Origin of the sequence: Lysobacter yananisis (genome assembly GCF_031199375.1) — a bacterium.
Lineage (GTDB): Bacteria > Pseudomonadota > Gammaproteobacteria > Xanthomonadales > Xanthomonadaceae > Lysobacter > Lysobacter yananisis.
The window spans coordinates 5,839,039-5,857,690 of record NZ_CP133568.1 but is presented as its reverse complement, the minus strand read 5'-3'; the positions used below and the strand labels follow the sequence as shown (position 1 = coordinate 5,857,690).

At 70.3% G+C, this 18,652-nt stretch carries 18 protein-coding genes and 1 pseudogene; 8 read left to right on the top strand and 11 right to left on the bottom strand.

Annotated elements, in window-relative coordinates; translation table 11 throughout:
• Positions 1-12 precede the first annotated feature (12 nt).
• From RDV84_RS24190 to RDV84_RS24180, 3 genes are all read left to right on the top strand, one after another.
• Entirely contained in the window at positions 13-609 is a 597-nt protein-coding gene (locus tag RDV84_RS24190; RefSeq protein WP_078997284.1) for a class I SAM-dependent methyltransferase, read from the top strand.
• Positions 610-846: 237 nt separating this feature from the next.
• The gene (locus tag RDV84_RS24185) at positions 847-1,704 is read left to right on the top strand and encodes a pirin family protein (protein WP_309151891.1); all 858 of its coding nucleotides are present in this window, start codon (positions 847-849) and stop codon (positions 1,702-1,704) included.
• Between the two features lie 142 nt (positions 1,705-1,846).
• The gene (locus tag RDV84_RS24180; RefSeq protein ID WP_309151890.1) at positions 1,847-2,332 is read left to right on the top strand and encodes a hypothetical protein; all 486 of its coding nucleotides are present in this window, start codon (positions 1,847-1,849) and stop codon (positions 2,330-2,332) included.
• A 1,101-nt stretch (positions 2,333-3,433) separates the two neighbouring features.
• Here RDV84_RS24180 and aqpZ read toward each other — a convergent pair.
• From aqpZ to mfd, 8 genes and pseudogenes are all read right to left on the bottom strand, one after another.
• Entirely contained in the window at positions 3,434-4,147 is a 714-nt protein-coding gene (aqpZ, locus tag RDV84_RS24175) for an aquaporin Z (protein ID WP_309151889.1), read from the bottom strand.
• A gap of 256 nt (positions 4,148-4,403) precedes the next feature.
• On the bottom strand, positions 4,404-4,883 hold the full coding sequence (locus RDV84_RS24170; RefSeq protein ID WP_309151888.1) for a hypothetical protein: 480 nt from the start codon (positions 4,881-4,883) through the stop codon (positions 4,404-4,406).
• Positions 4,884-5,048: 165 nt separating this feature from the next.
• Complete coding sequence (locus tag RDV84_RS24165) at positions 5,049-5,909, bottom strand: pirin family protein (protein WP_250443733.1); 861 nt, start codon at positions 5,907-5,909, stop codon at positions 5,049-5,051.
• Positions 5,910-6,081: 172 nt separating this feature from the next.
• Positions 6,082-6,147, bottom strand: a pseudogene (locus RDV84_RS27100) (DUF6053 domain-containing protein); the annotation flags it as partial.
• Positions 6,140-6,529: a hypothetical protein gene (locus RDV84_RS24160; protein WP_309151887.1), complete on the bottom strand. Its 390-nt coding sequence runs from the start codon at positions 6,527-6,529 to the stop codon at positions 6,140-6,142. The pseudogene RDV84_RS27100 and the gene RDV84_RS24160, both read right to left, overlap by 8 nt.
• A 213-nt stretch (positions 6,530-6,742) precedes the next feature.
• Positions 6,743-7,267 carry a SixA phosphatase family protein gene (locus RDV84_RS24155; protein ID WP_309151886.1) on the bottom strand — a complete coding sequence of 175 codons (525 nt, stop codon included), beginning with the start codon at positions 7,265-7,267 and terminating at the stop codon, positions 6,743-6,745.
• 33 nt (positions 7,268-7,300) lie between these two features.
• Entirely contained in the window at positions 7,301-7,783 is a 483-nt protein-coding gene (locus RDV84_RS24150; RefSeq protein WP_309151885.1) for a GlcG/HbpS family heme-binding protein, read from the bottom strand.
• A gap of 306 nt (positions 7,784-8,089) precedes the next feature.
• On the bottom strand, positions 8,090-11,548 hold the full coding sequence (gene mfd / locus RDV84_RS24145) for a transcription-repair coupling factor (protein ID WP_309151884.1): 3,459 nt from the start codon (positions 11,546-11,548) through the stop codon (positions 8,090-8,092).
• Positions 11,549-11,889: 341 nt separating this feature from the next.
• Here mfd and RDV84_RS24140 point away from each other — a divergent pair, with 341 nt between their 5' ends.
• On the top strand, positions 11,890-12,168 hold the full coding sequence (locus tag RDV84_RS24140) for a hypothetical protein (protein ID WP_309151883.1): 279 nt from the start codon (positions 11,890-11,892) through the stop codon (positions 12,166-12,168).
• Positions 12,169-12,357: 189 nt separating this feature from the next.
• The gene (locus tag RDV84_RS24135) at positions 12,358-12,618 is read left to right on the top strand and encodes a hypothetical protein (RefSeq protein ID WP_309151882.1); all 261 of its coding nucleotides are present in this window, start codon (positions 12,358-12,360) and stop codon (positions 12,616-12,618) included.
• A 262-nt stretch (positions 12,619-12,880) separates the two neighbouring features.
• Here the strand turns inward: RDV84_RS24135 and RDV84_RS24130 are convergent, their stop codons facing one another.
• Positions 12,881-13,453 (bottom strand): GNAT family N-acetyltransferase, encoded by a 573-nt coding sequence (locus RDV84_RS24130; RefSeq protein WP_309151881.1) that lies wholly within the window; start codon positions 13,451-13,453, stop codon positions 12,881-12,883.
• 748 nt (positions 13,454-14,201) lie between these two features.
• Between RDV84_RS24130 and RDV84_RS24125 the strand changes: the two genes are divergently transcribed.
• Both RDV84_RS24125 and RDV84_RS24120 read left to right on the top strand, forming a co-directional pair.
• Positions 14,202-15,116: a cation diffusion facilitator family transporter gene (locus tag RDV84_RS24125; protein ID WP_078996420.1), complete on the top strand. Its 915-nt coding sequence runs from the start codon at positions 14,202-14,204 to the stop codon at positions 15,114-15,116.
• Between the two features lie 140 nt (positions 15,117-15,256).
• Positions 15,257-16,288 (top strand): YwqG family protein, encoded by a 1,032-nt coding sequence (locus RDV84_RS24120; RefSeq protein ID WP_309151880.1) that lies wholly within the window; start codon positions 15,257-15,259, stop codon positions 16,286-16,288.
• A gap of 59 nt (positions 16,289-16,347) precedes the next feature.
• Here the strand turns inward: RDV84_RS24120 and RDV84_RS24115 are convergent, their stop codons facing one another.
• Positions 16,348-16,578 (bottom strand): hypothetical protein, encoded by a 231-nt coding sequence (locus RDV84_RS24115; RefSeq protein ID WP_309151879.1) that lies wholly within the window; start codon positions 16,576-16,578, stop codon positions 16,348-16,350.
• A 355-nt stretch (positions 16,579-16,933) separates the two neighbouring features.
• Positions 16,934-17,794 carry a 23S rRNA (adenine(2030)-N(6))-methyltransferase RlmJ gene (locus RDV84_RS24110; protein ID WP_078996422.1) on the bottom strand — a complete coding sequence of 287 codons (861 nt, stop codon included), beginning with the start codon at positions 17,792-17,794 and terminating at the stop codon, positions 16,934-16,936.
• Positions 17,795-17,950: 156 nt separating this feature from the next.
• Between RDV84_RS24110 and creB the strand changes: the two genes are divergently transcribed.
• Positions 17,951-18,652 (top strand): two-component system response regulator CreB, encoded by a 702-nt coding sequence (gene creB, locus RDV84_RS24105; RefSeq protein WP_425606352.1) that lies wholly within the window; start codon positions 17,951-17,953, stop codon positions 18,650-18,652.

Genomic DNA, 18,652 nt, shown 5'->3' with positions numbered 1-18,652 from the left:
CCGAGGGCGCGCATGAAGCCGCAACCCAAGCCCGGCGCCTGGACCTTCTTCCGCCAGTGGCTCAAGAACCCGTTGCGGGTGGCCGCGGTGGCGCCGTCCAGCGCCGAACTGGCCGCGGCGATGATCGCCGAACTGCCCGACGACGCGCGCCGGGTGATCGAACTCGGCGGCGGCACCGGCGCGATCACTCGCGCCTTGCTCGACGCCGGCATCCGCGACGAAGACCTGCTGGTGCTGGAGCTCAACGAGGAACTGCACGCCCATCTGCAGGTGCGTTTCCCGCGCGTGCCGGTGCTGCTCGGCGATGCGCGCATGCTGCCGTCGCTGGCGCGCGAACAGGGCTACCTGGGCGGCGGACCCGCCGATGCGGTGGTGTCCGGGCTCGGCCTGCTGACCATGCCGCACCCGCTGCAGCGCGACATCATCGCCGCCGCGTTCCAGTGCCTGCGCCCGGACGGCGTGTTCGTGCAATTCACCTACGGCCCGGCCGCGCCGGTCGCCGATGCGGTCGCGCGGCAACTGTCGCTGCGCGTGCGCCGCGGCGAGTTCGTGCTGCGCAACGTGCCGCCGGCGACGGTGTATGTCTATTCGCGCGAATCGGTGCCGTAACCGGCGCAGGCCCCTGTAGGAGCGGCGCAAGCCGCGACTGCGGGGTTGCCGCTCGCGGCGCGGGTTTCGGCGTGGCTGCGTTTTCGCGGTCGCGGCTGCGCCGCTCCCTCACCGACCTCTCGGTTGCTTTCGTTCTGTTTTTGTTACGGATGATTGCGGTTTTGGCGGTATTGTTCTGAATGTGTGGTGGCATCCTATGCCCAGCGCCAATCCGGCGATCCCCTAGGAGCAAGGCCCATGGCCACCACCGCCACCACTTACGCCCGCGTCGGCCGCAAGCTGCGCGGCCAGGCCACGTCCGACGGCGCCGGCGTGCGCCTGACCCGGATCATCGGCGGGCCGCAACTGCCGGATCTGGACCCGTTCCTGCTGCTCGACGAGTTCGGCACCGACCAGCCCGAGGACTACCTCGCCGGTTTCCCCGAGCACCCGCACCGTGGCTTCGAGACGGTGACCTACATGCTCGACGGCCGCATGCGCCATCGCGACAACCACGGCAACGAAGGCGTATTGGTGCCCGGCAGCGTGCAGTGGATGACCGCCGGCCGCGGCCTGGTGCATTCGGAGATGCCCGAGCAGGAACAGGGCCGCATGCGCGGCTTCCAGCTGTGGGTGAACCTGCCCGCGCGCGAAAAGATGACCGAACCGAAGTACCAGGAGTTCGCGCCCGACCGCATCGTGCAGTTGGCGCCGGCCGACGGCGTGCGGGTCAGGCTGATCGCCGGTGGCCTCGGCGACGCGCGCGGCCCGATCTCGCAGCCGGCGACCGATCCGGTCTACCTGGACGTCGAACTGCAGCCCGGCGCGGCGTGGGAATACGAACTGCCCGAAGGCCACAACGTCTTCGCCTACGTCTACGAAGGCGGCGTGTCGGTCGGCGACAGCACCGACGCGCGCGCGGTCGACGCGCAGGAAATGGCGGTGCTGGCCGGCGGCTCGACCTTGAAGCTCGCCGACATCGGCCGCGGCAGCCGCCTGATCGTGGTCGGCGGCCGCCCGCTGCGCGAGCCGGTGGCGCGTTACGGTCCGTTCGTGATGAACACCAAGCAGGAGATCATGCAGGCGTTCGTGGATTTCCAGGAAGGCAAGTTCTGATCGGTTCGCCGCGGCATCGTCGACGAGGCGACGCCGCGGCGAGCGTAGCGCAGAGGAAGGCCACGCTTCGGCGTGGCCTTTTTCGTGTGCGCGCGGCGTTGTCGCGCGGCGGTGCGTGCGCGTCGATTAAGCAGTCGCAAGCGTGTTGATCGTGCGTACGGGCCTGCGAACGAATCGGATCGAAACGGGGTGGCCGCCCGAGTGGGTGCGGGCTCTTCGCGCGAGCGGGTGTTGCGCGGCCGTTACGACGCCGCGCTGGCCGGGCGGCCGGAGCGCGCGCGTTGTCCTGGATGCACCGACCCGCCGCATCGTCGCGGCCTTCACCGCGTCGCGGACACGACGCGGCTTCCACCAGGAGCAGCACGCCATGGCCACCCGCATCGACCCGCGCCAATTCGTGATCGTCGCCAGCTACGTCTCGCCCGGCGTCGCCGCCGGCGCTGGCGGCTTCGTCATCGTCGGCGGCAAACTCAAGAAAGTCCCGCCGCGCGGCCTGCGCCAACTGCAGGCGGTGTACCAGATGCTCGAGGCAGCGGATGGCGTCGGCGACGCGAAGATCGCGGCGCAGTTGCAGCAGAGCGCGATCGACCTGGCGGGCGTGGCGGTGGGGCAGAGGGCGGCGCGGTAACCCAGGCGCGTCGAATATGCGTCGCCGAACGGCGGGGCTTGGGCGGGTTCCATCGAAACCCTGCCGACTTCACGTCAAACCTCGTTGTTGTCATTCCGGCGATAGCTGGAATCTAAAAGATCTTGCCGTTGCTGTTGCCGTTGCCGTTGCCGTTGATGTTGCTATTCGCTCGGACGCAACTCCACGCGAAGCCCACGTCCCGCAGCCCCGGAGGGCGTGCGCATGGATGCGCACGTGCGCCATGGGGCAGGATGCCCCTTATGGCGCGGCCCCGCGCCGCTGTGAGCCATAGTGGCTCTTGATCCGAAAAAACTAAGGCCTTTTCTTTGGTTACTTTCTTTGTGGCTTAAGACAAAGAAAGTGACCCGGCCGCTTGCGGACGGAAGCTCTTGATTTTGGCTTGTCGTCACAAGTACGCACACACGAAGACGAAGCCGACCGCGGCACCCCCCCCCTGTAGGAGCGGCGCAAGCCGCGACCGCGCCATCGCAAACACAGTGAAAGTTTCGTCGTAGTTGCATTGTCGCGGTCGCGGCTCGCGCCGCTCCTACAATCGGATACGCAACCCATCGCCCGTCATTCCGGCGAAAGCCGGAACCCATATTGACCTTGCCGCTGCTTTCGCCGTTATCGATGTGTTGCGCGACGACAAGCCGCCATCAAAAGCTTTCGTCCGCAAGCGGCCGAGCTACTTTCTTTTGTCAGCGCGACAAAAGAAAGTAGCCAAAGAAAAACGCTTGTTTTAAGGCAAAAGCCACTAGGTCCAGCACCGGGCGCGGGGCTGCGCCATAAGGGGCATCCTGCCCCATGGCGCACGCGCGCATCCATGCGCGCGCCCTCCGGGGCTGTGGAGCGTGGGCCACGGGCGAGGTTGCGTCCGAGCCAATAGCAACGGCAACAGCAACAAGGACAACAGCAACAGCCGGATCAAAATGGATTGCGGCGTTCGCCGCAATGACGGGCTAGGGCCGGACTATGCTCTTTGCCAGGTGAAGCCACGACCTGCGCTGCATCCCGCCCACGCCGCGATTCGCCGACGCGACCGGCCGCCCAAGAAAAAAGCCGCGCGAACGCGCGGCTTTTTCCGTGCGAAGACGACGCTCAGTCGTCCTTGCCCAACCACCGATACACCGCCCCGCCGATCAAACCGCCCACGATCGGCGCGACCCAGAACATCCACAGCTGGCTCAGCGCCGCCGCGCCGGCGAACAGCGCTACGCCGGTCGAGCGCGCCGGATTCACCGACGTGTTGGTCACCGGGATGCTGATCAGATGGATCAAGGTCAGCCCCAGGCCGATCGCGATCGGGGCGAAGCCGGCCGGCGCGTTCTTGTGGGTGGCGCCGAGGATGATCACCAGGAACATCGCGGTCATCACTACTTCGGTCAGGAACGCCGCCGAGGCCGAGTAGCCGCCCGGCGACATCAGGTCGTAGCCGTTGCTGGCGAAGGTGCCGGCCGCGTTGGGATCGATGACGAAGCTGCCGGTGCCGCTGGCGATCTGGAACAGCACGAAGCCGGCGAGGATCGCGCCGAGCACCTGGGCGACGATGTACGGCAGCAGGTCCTTGGCCGGGAACCGGCCGCCGGCCCACAGGCCGAAGCTCACCGCGGGGTTGAAGTGGCCGCCGGAGATGTGGCCCAGCGCGTAGGCGCCGGTCAGCACGGTCAGGCCGAAGGCCAGCGCCACGCCGAGCAGGCCGATGCCGAGCGGGTTGCCGGCGCCGCCGAAGTTGGCCGCGAGCACGGCGCTGCCGCAGCCGCCGAGCACCAGCCAGAAGGTACCGATGAACTCCGCACCCAGTCGCTTGATCATGATCGTCTTTCCTTGGTGGATAAAAGGCGGCTCTCTCGCGAGAGGCAGCGGCCCCGGGATCGACGATCACGCCTGGTGTGCGCCTGTCTGGCAGGGAGCGGCGTTGACGCAGACCCTGTTCAGCCAGGCCGATTCTCATGCTGCTCGAACCTGAAAAAATGTGCAATCCGTCACAAAATTTCAGACTGAACCGGCAAAACGACGCCACCGTCGCGAGGACGGTGGCATCGAACCATTCGGGTTGTGACGGCCGGGTTTACTTGCGGCTCAGTCGGGCCGACTGAAATCGCAGCCCCTCGGTCTGACCGAGGGCCTCCTTGAGCTGGTCCGCCGACTGCGCCTGCACCCAGATGTGGGCGAGCTTGCCGTTGCCGACTTCGATCAGGGTCTCGCGCGCCTGCACATCGGGCTTTCCGGCGATCTGGCTGCGATACCAGTGGATCTGCTTGCCGTCGATGGTGGCCTCTTCGACGCGGTCGCCGCGTCGCGGCTGGAACGGCGACTTGTCGGCGATGTACAGGCCGAACGCCTCGCTGCCGTCCTCGCGCAGCGCGCGGCAGAAATCCGAGTCGGCGGTGCCGCGGTATTCCCAGTGCAGGCCGGTCGAGGCCGGCAGCAGCGGGCAATTGCCCTGCGGCGGTTCGGCCGACGGCGCTTCCTGGGCCTTGGCGCTGGCGCACAAGACGAACAACAACCCCAGCCACGGCAGTGCGCGGCCCTTCCCCCATGACTTCACGACACGTCCCCCTGGAACACGGATGTTTGGTCTAAGCGGTGTTGCGAGCCTTCCGCTGTGACCATAGTCGAGTTTGTGGGGATTGACAAACGCTGCCGCGCAGTCATGCGGCAGTTTCGGTAAAAGTTTCGGGCGCGACGGGAAAAGGGCGTGGGCCGGGCGAGCTCAGCGCTCGGGCAAGGGGATGAACTCGTGTTCGCCCGGGATCTGGCCGAAGCGGCCTTCGGCCCAATCCTGCTTGGCCTGTTCGATGCGCTCGCGCGAACTGGACACGAAGTTCCACCACAGGTGGCGCGGGCCGTCGAGCGGCTCGCCGCCGAGCAGCATGGCCTTGAGCGGGGTCTTGGCGCGCAGGCGCGGGCGGGTGCCCGGATCGAGCACGACCAGATGCTTCTCCGGCAGATCGGCGCCGTCGAGCTGCGACTCGCCTTCCAGCACGTACAGGGCGCGCTCGGCGTGGCTGTCCTCGATGTCCAGTTCGCTGCCGGGGTCGAGATCGATCGCGACGTAGAGCGTGTCGGCGAACACCCGCACCGGCGATTCTTCGCCGAAGCCGCGGCCGGCGACGATGCGCAGCCAGGCGCCGTCGCGGCGCTGCTGCGGCAGGGTCGCGGCCGGGTGGTGGTGGAAGGCCGGCGCGGTTTCCTCGAACGAGCGCGGCAGCGCGACCCAGGTCTGCAGGCCGTGCACGGCCTGGCCGGCGGCGCGCGGCGCGTCGGGCGTGCGTTCGGAATGGGCGATGCCGCGGCCGGCGGTCATCCAGTTGACGTCGCCGGGATGGATGTCCTGGACGCTGCCGAGGGTGTCGCGGTGGCCGATCGCGCCGGCCCACAGGAACGTCACCGTGGCCAGGCCGATGTGCGGATGCGGACGTACGTCGATGCCCTGGCCGGGCGCGAATTCGGCCGGGCCCATGTGATCGACGAACACGAACGGCCCGACCGAGCGGGCCTGCAGGCTGGGCACGGCGCGGCGCACCTGGAAACCGCCGAGGTCGTGGACGCGCGGGGCGACGATCGTGGTCATGGACGGGCTCTCCTGCAGGACTGATGGCTGCAGATTGGCACGTCCTGGCTGCAATCTTGCAACTGGGTGCGCAACTCGGTGTTGCAGGAGATGGAGTGGTGTGGCGGCTTGATCGAAAGGCGTCGGGCCTGAAGGCCCTCCCACAAGAGCGGTCGCATCGGCACTGAAGAGGCCGGACTGCTCTTGTGGGAGGGCCTTCAGGCCCGACGCTTTTCGCCCAAATCGCAGGGTTATTCAGCTTCGAGCTTCACCGTCGCCTGCGGCGGCTCGGCGAAATCCAGCGACTGCAGCTCGAACGTCCACGCGCCGGCGCGCTGGCGCGGTTGCGGCGCGGAGGTGTCGAACGACAGCGCGGTCTTGGCGCCGTCGCCGCCGCTGAGTTCGAACGCCAGCACCGCTTCGCCGGCGCGGATGCACTGCAGGCCGGGACGGCAGCGCGAATCGCTGGTCACTTCGACGAAACGCAGGCGCGAACGGTCGGGCAGGGCGACGCTGTCGCCGGGGCGCAACTGCGTCGCTTCGCCGGCGGCGAGCGCGCGGTCGCCGCCGGCGCCGGCATGGGCGCAGGCGGACAGCGCGAGCGCGCAGGCGAGCGAGGCGGCGAACGGGGCGGATTTCATCGGCGGGCTCCTGGCGGCGGCCTGGTCTTGTGGCGATGCGCGCCGGGCGGCGCGCGGCGGGCTGGCGCGGCCGATCCTCGGCGATCCGCGTCGCGCCGTCCAGCCGCGGATGGCGCGCCTGCGCGCACGATCACTTTCGCGCGCCGGCGTGGGCGTTCGTGCGCGCCGGCGCGGCGTCGGCATGCAGCATCCGCGCACGACCGAAGGCCGCGTTCAGCGGTCGCGTTCGATCCGCAGCGTGGCGCGGCCTTGCGCGTCGAGGTCGACGATCATGCGCCGGTCGTATTCGGTTTCCGGCATCGGCTCGACCGCGCAGGCGCACAGCGCGGCGGCGATGTCGGGCGCGGTGTTGCTGTGGCCGACCACGAGCGTGGCGCCGGCGGGACGCTCGCGCCGCAGTTGCGCGGCGAATTGCGCGGCCGGCGACTTCGCGTCGTAGACGATGGGCGTCAGGCCGTGCCCGCGCGCGGCGGGTTCGCCGGTCTGCAGGGTGCGGCGGTAGCCGGTGACGTAGACCGCGCCGAGCGGTTCCTCGCGCAGGCGCGCGGCCAGGCGCTGCGCGCGCTCGAGGCCGGCGGCGGAGAGCGTGGGGTCGCGCGGGTCGTCGCTGGCTTTCTCGGCATGCCGCACCACGATGTAGCGCGCGGCGGGGGACGACGGCGCGGCCGGCGCGCTGGCGCAACCGGCGAGGGCCGTGGCCGCGGCGACGGCGACGGCGAAGGCTGCGATCCGATCCATGCTGGCTCCTGCGGTTGTCTGCGAGTCCGCAGCTTACTTGAGCAGGTCGGCGCCGGCCTGGGCGATGCGCCCGTCCTGCGCCGCCTGCGCGCCGGACACGCCGATGCCGCCGATGGTCTGGCCGTCGAGCAGCAGGCGCACGCCGCCTTCGATCGGCAGCGAATGCGGCAGCGCCAGCACGACGTGGTTGCCGTCTTCGAGCAGCTTCTGGTGGAAACTGCTGTCGCGGCGATAGTCGGCCGCGTGCACGGCCTTGCCGATGGCGACCTCGACGCTGGAATTGGGGGTGCCGTCCATGCGCTGGAAATGCATCAGCCGGCCGGCTTCATCGACGACGGCGATGGAGACCGTCAGACCCTGCGCGCGGGCCTCGGCCGCGGCGGCCGCGGCGATGCGCTCGGCGGCGGCGAGGTTGAGGACGGTGCGTTGCGGCAGTTGGGTCTTCAGCGGCGTGGCGGCGTGGCTGGGCATGGCGGCGAGCAGCAGGACGGCGAGCGGGAGCGAAGTGCGGAGCATGCGCGCGGCTCGGGAGGGCGGGTGCGCAGGCTACGGCGCGCTGGGTAGCGGCGACAGTGCTTTTTGTACTGCGGTTTGCGAGACGGGTTGAGGGGGCGTCGTAGGTGCGGTGTCGCGGTCGCGGCTTGCGCCGCTCCTACAGGGGCTTGCGGCGGGCGTCCGCGTTGCGTCGTGCGCTGCCTGTAGGAGCGGCGCGAGCCGCGACCGCGCGGCGGCCGGTCGCGCCGCAGGCTCGATGTCGCGCTCGCGAACCGAGGCGTCGCGGCCGCGCTCCATGGGCTCGGCGTATCGCGAGCCCCGGAACGCTCAGTGCTTGGTATCGAGCAGGGTCAGCAATCCCTTCGCCGCCGCCAGCCGCGCCGGCGCGTCGGGCAGTTCGAGCTTGATCCGCAGTTTGTCGGGGCCGTCCATCTGGTAGAGCTTGGGCTGGCCCTGGATCATCTTGATGATCGACAACGGGTCGACGTTCGGCCGTTCGACGAACTGCAGGCGCCCGCCCTTGTCGCCGAGGTCGAGCTTGCGGATGCCCAGCGCGGTCGCGCCGAGCTTGAGTTCGGCGACCGCGAACAGGTGCTTGGCCGCATCCGGCAGCAGGCCGAAGCGGTCGATCATTTCCACCTGCAACTCGCGCAGCTCCTCGCTGCTGCGCGCGCCGCTGACGCGCTTGTAGAGGGTCAGGCGGGTGTGCACGTCGGGCAGGTAGTCCTCGGGAATCAGCGCCGGGATGTGCAGCTCGACTTCGGCGCCGCGCGCGTCGGTGGAATCCACGTCCGGCAGCTTGCCCTGGCGGATCGAGCGCACCGCGCGTTCCAGCAACTCGGTGTACAGGCTGAAGCCGACCTCGGCCATCTGCCCGCTCTGGTCCTCGCCGAGCAGTTCGCCGGCGCCGCGGATTTCCAGGTCGTGGGTGGCCAGGGTGAAGCCGGCGCCGAGTTCGTCCATCGACGCGATGGCCTCCAGCCGCTTTTGCGCGTCGGCGGTGATCGAGCGCTGGTCGGGGATCACCAGGTAGGCGTAGGCGCGATGGTGCGAGCGGCCGACGCGGCCGCGCAACTGGTGCAGCTGGGCCAGGCCGAACTTGTCGGCGCGGTTCATGATGATGGTGTTGGCGTTGGGGATGTCGATGCCCGACTCGATGATGGTCGTGCACAGCAGCACGTTGAAGCGCTGCTTGTGGAAGTCGAGCATCACGCTCTCCAGCTCGCGCTCGGCCATCTGGCCGTGGGCGATGCCGATGCGCGCTTCCGGCACCAGTTCTTCGAGCTGGCGCTTCATCCGGCCGATGCTTTCCACGTCGTTGTGCAGGAAATACACCTGGCCGCCGCGCGAGAGCTCGCGCTGGAACGCCTCGCGCAGCTGCATGTCGTCCCAGGGCACGACGAAGGTCTGCACCGCCAGCCGGTGCGCCGGCGGGGTGGCGATGATGCTGAGATCGCGCAGGCCGGCCATCGCCATGTTCAGCGTGCGCGGGATCGGCGTGGCGGTGAGCGTCAGTAAGTGCACGTTGGCGCGCAGCGCCTTCAGCGCTTCCTTCTGGCGCACGCCGAAGCGCTGCTCTTCGTCGACGATGACCAGGCCCAGGTCCTTGAAGCGCACGTCGTTCTGCAGCAGCCGATGGGTGCCGACGACCACGTCGATCTTGCCTTCGGTCAGTTTCTCCAGCTCGGCCTTGATCTCCTTGCCGGTCTTGAAGCGCGACAGCACTTCGACCTTGAGCGGCCAGTCGGCGAAGCGGTCGCGGAAATTGCGGTAGTGCTGCTCGGCCAGCAGCGTGGTCGGCACCAGCACCGCGACCTGCTTGCCGGCGGCGGCGGCGACGAAGGCCGCGCGCACCGCGACTTCGGTCTTGCCGAAGCCGACGTCGCCGCAGACCACGCGGTCCATCGGCTGGCTGCTGCCGAGGTCGCGGATCACCGCCTCGATCGAGGAATGCTGGTCGGGCGTTTCCTCGAACGGGAACGCCGCCGCGAACGGCTCGTACATGGCCCGGTCGACGTCCAGCGCGAGGCCGGCGCGGGCCTGGCGCTTGGCCTGAATCTCGAGCAGTTCGGCGGCGACGTCGCGGACTTTCTCCGCGGCCTTGCGCTTGGCCTTGGTCCACTGCTCGCCGCCGAGCGAATGCAGCGGCGCGGTTTCCACCGACGCGCCGGAGTAGCGGCTGATCAGGTGCAGTTGCGCGACCGGCACGTACAGCCGGTCGCCCTTGGCGTATTCGATTTCCAGGTATTCGCCGGGCTGGCCGCCGGCTTCGAGCACGATCAGGCCGCGGTAACGGCCGACGCCGTGGTCCTCGTGCACGATCGGCGCGCCCTCGGACAACTCGCCGAGGTCGCGGATGATCGCCTCGGGCTCGCGCCCGGCGCGCTTGCGCCGGCGCGGCTGCGAGGCGCGTTCGGGGAACAGCTGGCGTTCGGTCAGCACCGCCAGCGCCGGATCGTCGGTGGCGAAGCCGTCGTCCAGCGGCGCCACCGCGATCGCGAAGCGCGCATCGCCGGCCTGGAACGCGCTCCAGTCGGCGACCACGTCCGGGCGCAGGCCGGCCGATTGCAGCACTTCCAGCAGCGCCTCGCGGCGGCCGGCGCTGTCGGCGGCGACCAGCACGCGGCCGGGATAGCTCGACAAGAACGACTTCAGCGCCTGCGCCGGCGCGGCGTCGCGCGCGGCCACCGGCAGGCTCGGCGCCGGCTGGTCGCCGAGCGCGATCGCGCGCGAACGCTGCGCGTGCTGCTCGCCGCACAGTTCGATGCGCGCGCCCTGGTTGAGCCGTTCGCGCAGGCCGACCGGGCTCAGATAGAGCTGGTCCGGCGGCAACAGCGGCCGTTCGATGTCGTGGCGGCGCTGCTCGTAGCGCTGGCCGGTCTGGGCCCAGAACGCGTCGGCGGCCTCCAGCGCGCCGTCGGCGATCACCGGCAGCGCGTCGGCGGAAAGATAATCGAACAGGGTCGCGGTCTGTTCGAAGAACAGCGGCAGGTAGTACTCGATGCCCGACGGCGCCAGCCCGGCCTTGAGGTCCTGGTACAGCGCGCTGCGGCGGGTGTCGAGGTCGAAGCGTTCGCGCAGCGCGTCCAGCGCGCGCTTGAGCGAGGCCTCGTCCAGCGGCACTTCGCGGCCCGGCAGCAGGTGCACGCGCTGGATCTTGTCGAGCGAGCGCTGCGATTCGGGATCGAACGCGCGGATGGTCTCGATCTCGTCGTCGAGCAGCTCGACCCGGAACGGCGAATCCGCGCCCATCGGGTAGACGTCGAGCAGGCCGCCGCGCACGGCGAAGTCGCCGGGATCGAGCACCTGCGGTACGTGCCGGTAGCCGGCCGATTCGAGCCGGCGCTTTTCGCCGTCGAGGTCCAGGCGCTGGCCGACGCGCACGTCGAAGCTGCCGCCGACCACGTGGCGCAGCGGCGCCAGCCGTTGCAGCAGGGTCTGCACCGGCACCACCACGATGCCGCGCTTGAGCGTGGGCAGGCGGTGCAGCGCGGACAGGCGCTGCGAGACGATGTCCGGATGCGGGCTGAAGACGTCGTAGGGCAGCGTTTCCCAATCCGGGAACGGCAGCACCGGCAGCGCGCCGTCGTGGGCGCCGGCGGCGCCGAGCAGGGTGCGCAGGTCGGCTTCGAGTTGGTGCGCGCCGTGGTTGTCGCGGGCGATCGCCAGCAGCGGGGCGTCGTGTTCGGCGGCGGCGCGGGCGATCGCCCAGGCCAGCGCGGAGGGCGAGGCCGGCGCGCGCCACCAGGCGCGCTGCTGGCCGGTCTTGGGCAGAAGAGCGGGCACGTGCGGAGGAGTTCGCTGGGGGCGGCTAGGTTAGCCGCAGCGGAAGGGGCCGTCACCCCGGCCGCGGCCGGCGCCGGAGTGGGGCGGAGACGGGGTTCGAATTGGGGACGGACCGCGCCGAAACAAGCGTATCGCGTGCCGGCGCGGCCCGCCGCTGCGGCCGGTCATGCACGGCCGGTGACTTTTGTGAGCCCGCGCGGCAGTCGCCTGCGCGGCAGCGGATGTACGGTCGCAGCGCGCGCAAGCGCCGGTGCTAGCCTGCGCGAGCGGCCGTTCGCGCGGCCGCGCAAGCGACTCCATGGACAGACGAACCATCCCGAAGGACCTCAAGGAGGCAGGACATGCAAAGGAATCACCGTCATCGCGCGCTGCGGCGCGCCGCCGTCGCCGCGCTCATCGTGGCCGGCTGTGTGTTTTCGTTGAGCAGCCTGGCGCTGCCGGTGCCCCCGCCCAACGGCGGCGGCTGGTTGATCTACACCTACTACGCCAAGAACGAGAGCGGCCAGGACGTGGTGGTCGGCATGCGTTACCAAGGCGGTTGCCCGGGCCTGCAGCCGCACAACTCCGGCGTGACCACCCCGCGTTTCACCTACCAGTACGTGTCCTGCGGCCAGAACTGAGCCGCCCGCACGGGCCGCGGCCCGGTCGCGGCCCGTGCGTTGGTATCCGATCCGCCGAGATGGGTTCCGTCGCGCTTCGGGCCGCGGGGCCGCGCCGGGGCGCGCGCTTTGCGCGCACGGTCGCGGAAGCGCGGACGCCGGCACGCTATACCGGCCTGCCCACCCATCGTTTCAAGGAGGAAATCCCGCATGTCGAATCGTTCCCGCATCGCCGTATTGCTGGCCGCCGCGCTGGTGTCCGCCTCGGCCTGGGCCGTCGGCCCCAACCCGCCGAGCCCGGTGTCGGTCACCAGCTATTACAACGACGCCGCGCGCACCCAGTTGGTCGGGGTCAGCATGTACGGCGATTGCCCCGGCGCCAACGGCCAGGTGATCGGCCAGTACGGCCCGTATTCGGACAACACCACGGTCCTGTGCGACGACATCGGCAACGTGCCGATGCCGTTCTGAGCGGCCGGCGCGGATAGCGCAATTGAGTGAAACGCGTCCGTCCGCCGTCGCCGCGCGTGGCGGCGGACGGCGCGGATCGGTGTGGGGCGAGCGGATCGGTGCGGAGTGAATCGAAGCGGGGCGGCGGGATACGCGCGGCGCCGTCATTTCGCGCCCAGCGCGACAGCGCGGCCTTCAAGACAGGCGATCCCGACGGCGACAGCGCAAGCGGCGCGATCCAGGATCGCGCGATTCGAGGCGATGCGATCCGGAACGGCGCGGATCAGCCGCCGGCGGTCCCTTCGGCGGGGGGCTTGCTGCGCAGGTCCAGCGAGACCCGGATCAGGCCCGGCGAATCCTGGTGGAACTCGCGTTCGAAGCCCAGCGACTGGGCCAGCGACAGCATCGGCGTGTTGTGCTCGAACACGTCGCCGTAGAGCCGGTGGACCTTCTTGCCGCGGGCCCACTTCACCAAGCGGGTCATCAGATAGCGGCCCAGGCCCATGTTGGCGATGTAGCGGCTGACCAGGATCGCGAACTCGGCGTCCTGGGTGCGCTCGTCGATGGCGACCCGCGCCACCGCGCCGACCAGGGCCTCGCCCGGCGGCAGCGGCTCGGCCGCGACCAGGGCGAACTCGGTGCGCGGGTCGACCCGGGTGAAGCGCTCGGCCATCTCGGGGGTCAGCTCCTTGAGCGCGTACAGGAAGCGCTGGCGCACTTCGTCGGGCTGGAGCAGGGCGAATCCGGCGCGCAGAGGCTCGGCATCTTCGGGCCTGACCGGGCGGATCAGGACCTCGCGCCCGTTGGGAAGACGCTGGCGTTCATGCCAGGGCGGTAGACGTTCACGCGTGGCCATGGGCGGATAGTGGCACATTGTGACGAACTTGGCCCTTCATCCGGATCGCGGCCTCATGCCGGGACCCCAGCGACGCTGAACAGCCTGAATGCGCGTCCGGCAAGGTGAAGGGTGGGCCCTGCCGGGCCGTTACGGCGGTTTGCGGGTGCGGCCGTCGCTGAACGGCGGCGAGCGGCTTCCGCATGATGGCCGCGTGAAAGCGGGCTGGCAATGGCTGCCCGACGGGCGTGGCGTCGGTGCCGGGGAGGCCGCTGTGGGCGGACGGCCGGCACGGGGGCGGTGGCGGGTGCGTCGGGGGCCTAGGCTTCGCTGGGACTGCCCGGGTCTGAGAGGAAAGCATCGGGCCTGAAGGCCCTCCCACGGTTGTCGGCCGGGCGCGAAGCCGGCGCGTGCCGGGGCAGGGCGCCGGCGGCTCCGGATTCCAGCGTTCGCGGGAATGACGGCGCTTGGTTTTCGCCGAAAGCTTAAGCAACGTCGGTCCCGCGAACGTGGGAATCCCTGGGCTGCATCGAAGCGCGACCTCCCGTGCCGGCCTGAGCCTCCGCCCGCATCGGCACGACCCGGCAACCACGCCGGCCGGTCTCGACCCCGCGAACGCAGGCTCATCGCCGCGCCCTCGCGAATGCTGCCTGCGCGCATCGCCCGTGCCCGCCGCGCACGCGTCAGCGCGGGCCTTACCTGGGCCACTCAACCGCCAGCATCGGCAATGCTAGACTCCGCCGCCTCGGACCCAAGGAGCAGTTCAGTCATGGCAGGTGGTGGTGATTCGACCCGCGCGATCTTGTTCGCGCTCGGCGCCAATTTCGCGATCGCGGTCGCCAAGGGCGTGGCTGCGTTCTTCACCGGCTCCAGCGCGATGCTGGCCGAGACCGTCCACTCGCTCGCCGACTGCGGCAACCAGGGTCTGCTGATCCTCGGCCTCAAGCAGGCCAAGCGCCCGCCGTCGCCGGATTATCCGCTGGGCTACGGCAAGGCGATCTACTTCTGGTCGTTCCTGGTCGCGGTGATGCTGTTCACCGTCGGCGGCATGTTCTCGCTGTACGAAGGCATCCACAAACTGCAGCACCCCGAGCCGCTGAAGCAGTGGTGGTGGGCGGCCGGCGTGCTGGCGTTCGGCATCGTCGCCGAGGCGATCTCGATGCGCGCCTGCCTGCAGGAAGTCGACAAGGCGCGCGGCCAGCGTTCGCTGTGGCAATGGTTCCGCGAGAGCCGCCAGGCCGAACTCGTGGTGATCTTCGGCGAGGACCTGGCCGCGCTGCTGGGCCTGGTGCTGGCGCTGGGCGCGGTGATGATGACCGTGGTCACCGGCAACCCGATCTGGGACGCCATCGGCACCGTCAGCATCGGCGCGCTGCTGATCATCGTGGCGGTGTTCGTCGCCATCGAGGTCAAGGCGATGCTGATCGGCCAGAGTGTCGATCCGCTGCGCCAGCAGCAGATCCGCGAGTTCCTCGACGCGCGCCCGGAGATCGGCCGGGTGATCAGCCTGATCACCCTGCAGTTGGGCAACGAAGTGATGGTCTCGGTGCAGGCGCAGATGCGCGAGGAGCACAGCGTGGCCGGCCTGACCGAGCAGATCAACACGGTCGAGCGGGCGATGAAGCAGGCGTTCCCGGAAGTGCGCTGGAGCTTCTTCGAGCCGGACCACAAGCCGGCGGCGTGAGCCGCGGCGATGCGCGAAACAGCCCGGCCTCGCGCCGGGCTTTTCGTTTGCGCGCCGCGCGGCGGCGATAATCGCGCCAGGTCCGCGATCGCGCGGCGAATCGGGCGAATCGGGCGAATTTGGAGAATCGGGGGAATGCGATGAATACCGGCAAGGCGGTGCTGTTGTCGGCCGCGATCGTGGCGGCGATGCTCGGCGCGGTCGGCGGCGGCCTTTACCTGCTCGACCGGCGGATCAAGCAGGCCGGCGGCCACACGATGACCGTCCCGCTGCCCGGCGGCGAGGCGGGCAAGACCGGCGCGCCGCGCGGCGCCAAGGCGTCGGCCTCCCGCTGCGGCCAGGACGACGGCGACGACTGCCTGGCCAAGGCCGCGCTGGCCCCGGCCGCGCCGGCGCTGGAGCGTAGCCGACGCGCGGTGGCGCGCATCGCGCTGGAGCCGATGGCGGCCGACGAACTCAAGGCCAGCAAGGTCGGCGGCCGCGCCTACTGGGCGGCCGGGCGCGAGTATCCGCGCGATCCGCAGGGCCGGCCGATGAGCCTGCTGGCGCAGATCGATCTGGCCGCCGCGCCGAAGATGCCCGGTTATCCCGAGCGCGGCCTGCTGCAGTTCTTCATCAGCGGCGACGACTACTACGGCGCCGCGCTCGACGCCGCCGACCGCGGCGACCGCATGCGCGCGCTGGCGCAGCAGAAAGGCTTCCGCGTGGCGTATTGGGCCGATGCGTCGGCGCCCGCGCTCGCGCCGCCCGCGGGCGCGGCCAGCGACCGGTTGCCGTTCGATCCGGCCAAGCCGAGGCGGATGACGTTCGCCGCCGATTACGAAAGCATCGGCAACAGCGACGTCGAGGCGAACGAGGTGTTGGGCGGCGATCCCGCGGAGCTGGCCGAGCGGTACCTGCGCGAGCATCCGCAGGCCAAGGACAGCCCGGAAGAACTCACCGACCAGGTCGCGGACTACCTCGACCGCGGCGGCCACAAGCTCGGCGGCCACCCGCAGTTCACCCAGAGCGACCCGCGCGAATCCGGCGACCGCCGCGTGCTGCTGTTCCAGCTCGACAGCGACGACGAGATGATGTGGGGCGATTCGGGCATCGCCAATTTCTTCATCGATCCCGACGACCTGGCGCGCGCGGACTTCAGCCGCGTGTCGTATCACTGGGACTGCTACTGAGGCGGGCCTGAGCGGCGGTCGGCGGCCAGGCCTCGCGCGAGGCTAGACCTCACACGAGGCTAGACCTCGCACGAGACCGGTTCGCAGTGGGCGTCGATCATGCAGCGTTCGTAGCGCGCGCAGCAGCCGGCCGGGTCGCCGCCGGTTCGCAGGCAGGCGCGCAGCGTCGCTTCGCACTTCAGCACGCCGTGCCCGCTGCAGCCGGCGGCGGCGACCGGAAATGCGGTCGCGCTGGCGCCCAGGGCGAACGCGAAGGCGAAGGCGAGCAGGGCGAGGTGCTTGCTGAGCATGGCCGAATCCTTGGTCTGAGCCCGTCGTTGGGCTGCCTCGGTCTTACGGCAGCGCGTGCGGACACGGCAACCGCCGTTCGGCCGATCGCGCGGATCAGGCATCGGGCGCGCCACCGCAAAGTGGCTTCGGCGCGACAAGACCCGGCGATTGCTGCGCATCCTCGTGCGCGCGCGGATGCGCCGGAGTGCAACCGCGGATGGGCGGCGCTACGGAGAGAGCGAGAACGTCGGCGTGATTTTCGCTGCGCTGCAGCGCGCGATTGCGGGAGACGCTTGCGCGCCCGGCCGCACGTCGGCCGATCCGGGTTGCTTCTGTCTGGCTGCTTCTGTCTGGCTGCTTCTGTCTGGGCTGCTTCTATTCGGGCTGCTTCAACCATTGCACCGCGCCGGCGGCGTCCGCGCTTTCGCCGAGCGTGCGCGCCAGCGTCGGCAGGACCGCCTGCAGTTGCTGGTCGAAATGCCATGGCGCGTTGAGCACCAGCAGCCCGCTGCCGTTCATGCGCAGCGGCGAGTCGTCGGCGCGCACCAGCAGTTCGGCGGTCATGACCGACTTGGCCGGCAGGGTCGCGGCGCGGCGGTAGAACGGCTGCAGCGCGCGCCGGCGCTTGATCGGGTACCACAGCGCGTACACGCCCTGCGGCCAGCGGCCCAGGGCGTCGCGCAGCGCGGCCAGGGCGGTGTCGAACTCGGCCAGTTGCGCCTCGAACGGCGGGTCGATCAGGACCAGGCCGCGGTTGTAGCGGGTTTCGCCGATGCGCGGCGGCAGCAGCGCCTTCATCGCCGCGTAGCCGTCGCGCTGGTGCGCGGCCACGCGCTCGTCGCCGGCGAAGGCGTGCTTGAGCTGGGCCGCCTCTTCCGGCTGCAGTTCGCAGGCGGCGATGCGGTCGTCGGCGCGCAGCGCGTGCGCCAGCAGCCACGGCGAGCCCGGATAGGCGGCCGCGCCGTGCGCCTGGCGGCAGGCGCGCACCGCGGCGAGGTAGCGGCCGATCAGCGGCTGCTTGGGCGCCTCGGCCAGCAGCCGGCCGATCCCGCCCTCGGCCTCGCCGGTGCGCTGCGCCGAGTTGCCGTCCAGCGCGTACAGCCCGCGCCCGGCGTGGGTGTCCAGGGCGAACAGCGGCGCCGGCTTGGCGGTCAGCGCATCGCACAGGGCGAGCAGGGCGATGTGCTTGAGCACGTCGGCGTGGTTGCCGGCGTGGAAGGCGTGGCGGTAGTTCATGCGGCGACCGGGAAAGAGGGGAACCCGGGACGGCGGGGCCGACCTGGGATGGGGCATTATGCCGCCTGTGCCGTCCGCGGTCGGGCCGACGGCGGCAGGGCATCATGCCCCGGCGTCGCCGCCGTTGCCCGATCGGCCCGGTTTCCCTTCATTTCCCTGCTCCGATCCATGCGCATCCTCCTGGTAGAAGACGAATCCGCCATCGCCGACACCGTGCTCTACGCGCTGCGCGCGGAAGGCTTCGAGGCGGTGCATTGCCTCACCGGCGGCGAGGCCCTGCGCGAGGTCGCGCGCGCGCCGTTCGACCTGGCCGTGCTCGATATCGGCCTGCCCGACATCGGCGGCTTCGCCCTGTGCCGCGAGTTGCGCCGCGGGCGCGACCTGCCGGTGATCTTCCTGACCGCGCAGAACGCCGAGGCCGACCGCATCCTCGGCCTGGAGATCGGCGCCGACGATTACGTCACCAAGCCGTTCTCGCCGCGCGAACTGGCGACCCGCGTGCGCGTGGTGCTGCGCCGCGCCGGCGCGGGCAACGGCGGCGCCGGCGTCGCGGCCGCGGCCGATCCCGAGCCCGGTTTCGCCCACGATCCCGAGGGCAAGCGCATCCGCTACCGCGGCCAGGCGCTGGACCTGACCCGTTACGAATACGGCCTGCTGGCCGCGCTGCTGCAGCGCCCCGGCGCGGTGCTGTCGCGCGCGCAGCTGATGGACCGGGTCTGGGGCGACGCGCTCGACAGCGGCGACCGCACCGTCGACACCCACATCAAGACCCTGCGCGCCAAGCTGCGCGAGATCGCCGCCGAGGCCGACCCGATCCGCACCCATCGCGGCCTGGGCTATTCGCTGGACAACGGCTGA

What these genes read in the sequence shown, in the direction of transcription:
- RDV84_RS24190 (WP_078997284.1), top strand. Translation starts at nt 13, where the DNA reads ATGAAGCCGCAACCCAAGCCCGGCGCCTGGACCTTCTTCCGCCAGTGG.
- RDV84_RS24185 (WP_309151891.1), top strand. Translation starts at nt 847, where the DNA reads ATGGCCACCACCGCCACCACTTACGCCCGCGTCGGCCGCAAGCTGCGC.
- aqpZ (WP_309151889.1), bottom strand. Translation starts at nt 4,147, where the DNA reads ATGATCAAGCGACTGGGTGCGGAGTTCATCGGTACCTTCTGGCTGGTG.
- RDV84_RS24165 (WP_250443733.1), bottom strand. Translation starts at nt 5,909, where the DNA reads ATGACCACGATCGTCGCCCCGCGCGTCCACGACCTCGGCGGTTTCCAG.
- RDV84_RS24160 (WP_309151887.1), bottom strand. Translation starts at nt 6,529, where the DNA reads ATGAAATCCGCCCCGTTCGCCGCCTCGCTCGCCTGCGCGCTCGCGCTG.
- RDV84_RS24155 (WP_309151886.1), bottom strand. Translation starts at nt 7,267, where the DNA reads ATGGATCGGATCGCAGCCTTCGCCGTCGCCGTCGCCGCGGCCACGGCC.
- RDV84_RS24150 (WP_309151885.1), bottom strand. Translation starts at nt 7,783, where the DNA reads ATGCTCCGCACTTCGCTCCCGCTCGCCGTCCTGCTGCTCGCCGCCATG.
- RDV84_RS24140 (WP_309151883.1), top strand. Translation starts at nt 11,890, where the DNA reads ATGCAAAGGAATCACCGTCATCGCGCGCTGCGGCGCGCCGCCGTCGCC.
- RDV84_RS24135 (WP_309151882.1), top strand. Translation starts at nt 12,358, where the DNA reads ATGTCGAATCGTTCCCGCATCGCCGTATTGCTGGCCGCCGCGCTGGTG.
- RDV84_RS24130 (WP_309151881.1), bottom strand. Translation starts at nt 13,453, where the DNA reads ATGGCCACGCGTGAACGTCTACCGCCCTGGCATGAACGCCAGCGTCTT.
- RDV84_RS24125 (WP_078996420.1), top strand. Translation starts at nt 14,202, where the DNA reads ATGGCAGGTGGTGGTGATTCGACCCGCGCGATCTTGTTCGCGCTCGGC.
- RDV84_RS24120 (WP_309151880.1), top strand. Translation starts at nt 15,257, where the DNA reads ATGAATACCGGCAAGGCGGTGCTGTTGTCGGCCGCGATCGTGGCGGCG.
- RDV84_RS24115 (WP_309151879.1), bottom strand. Translation starts at nt 16,578, where the DNA reads ATGCTCAGCAAGCACCTCGCCCTGCTCGCCTTCGCCTTCGCGTTCGCC.
- RDV84_RS24110 (WP_078996422.1), bottom strand. Translation starts at nt 17,794, where the DNA reads ATGAACTACCGCCACGCCTTCCACGCCGGCAACCACGCCGACGTGCTC.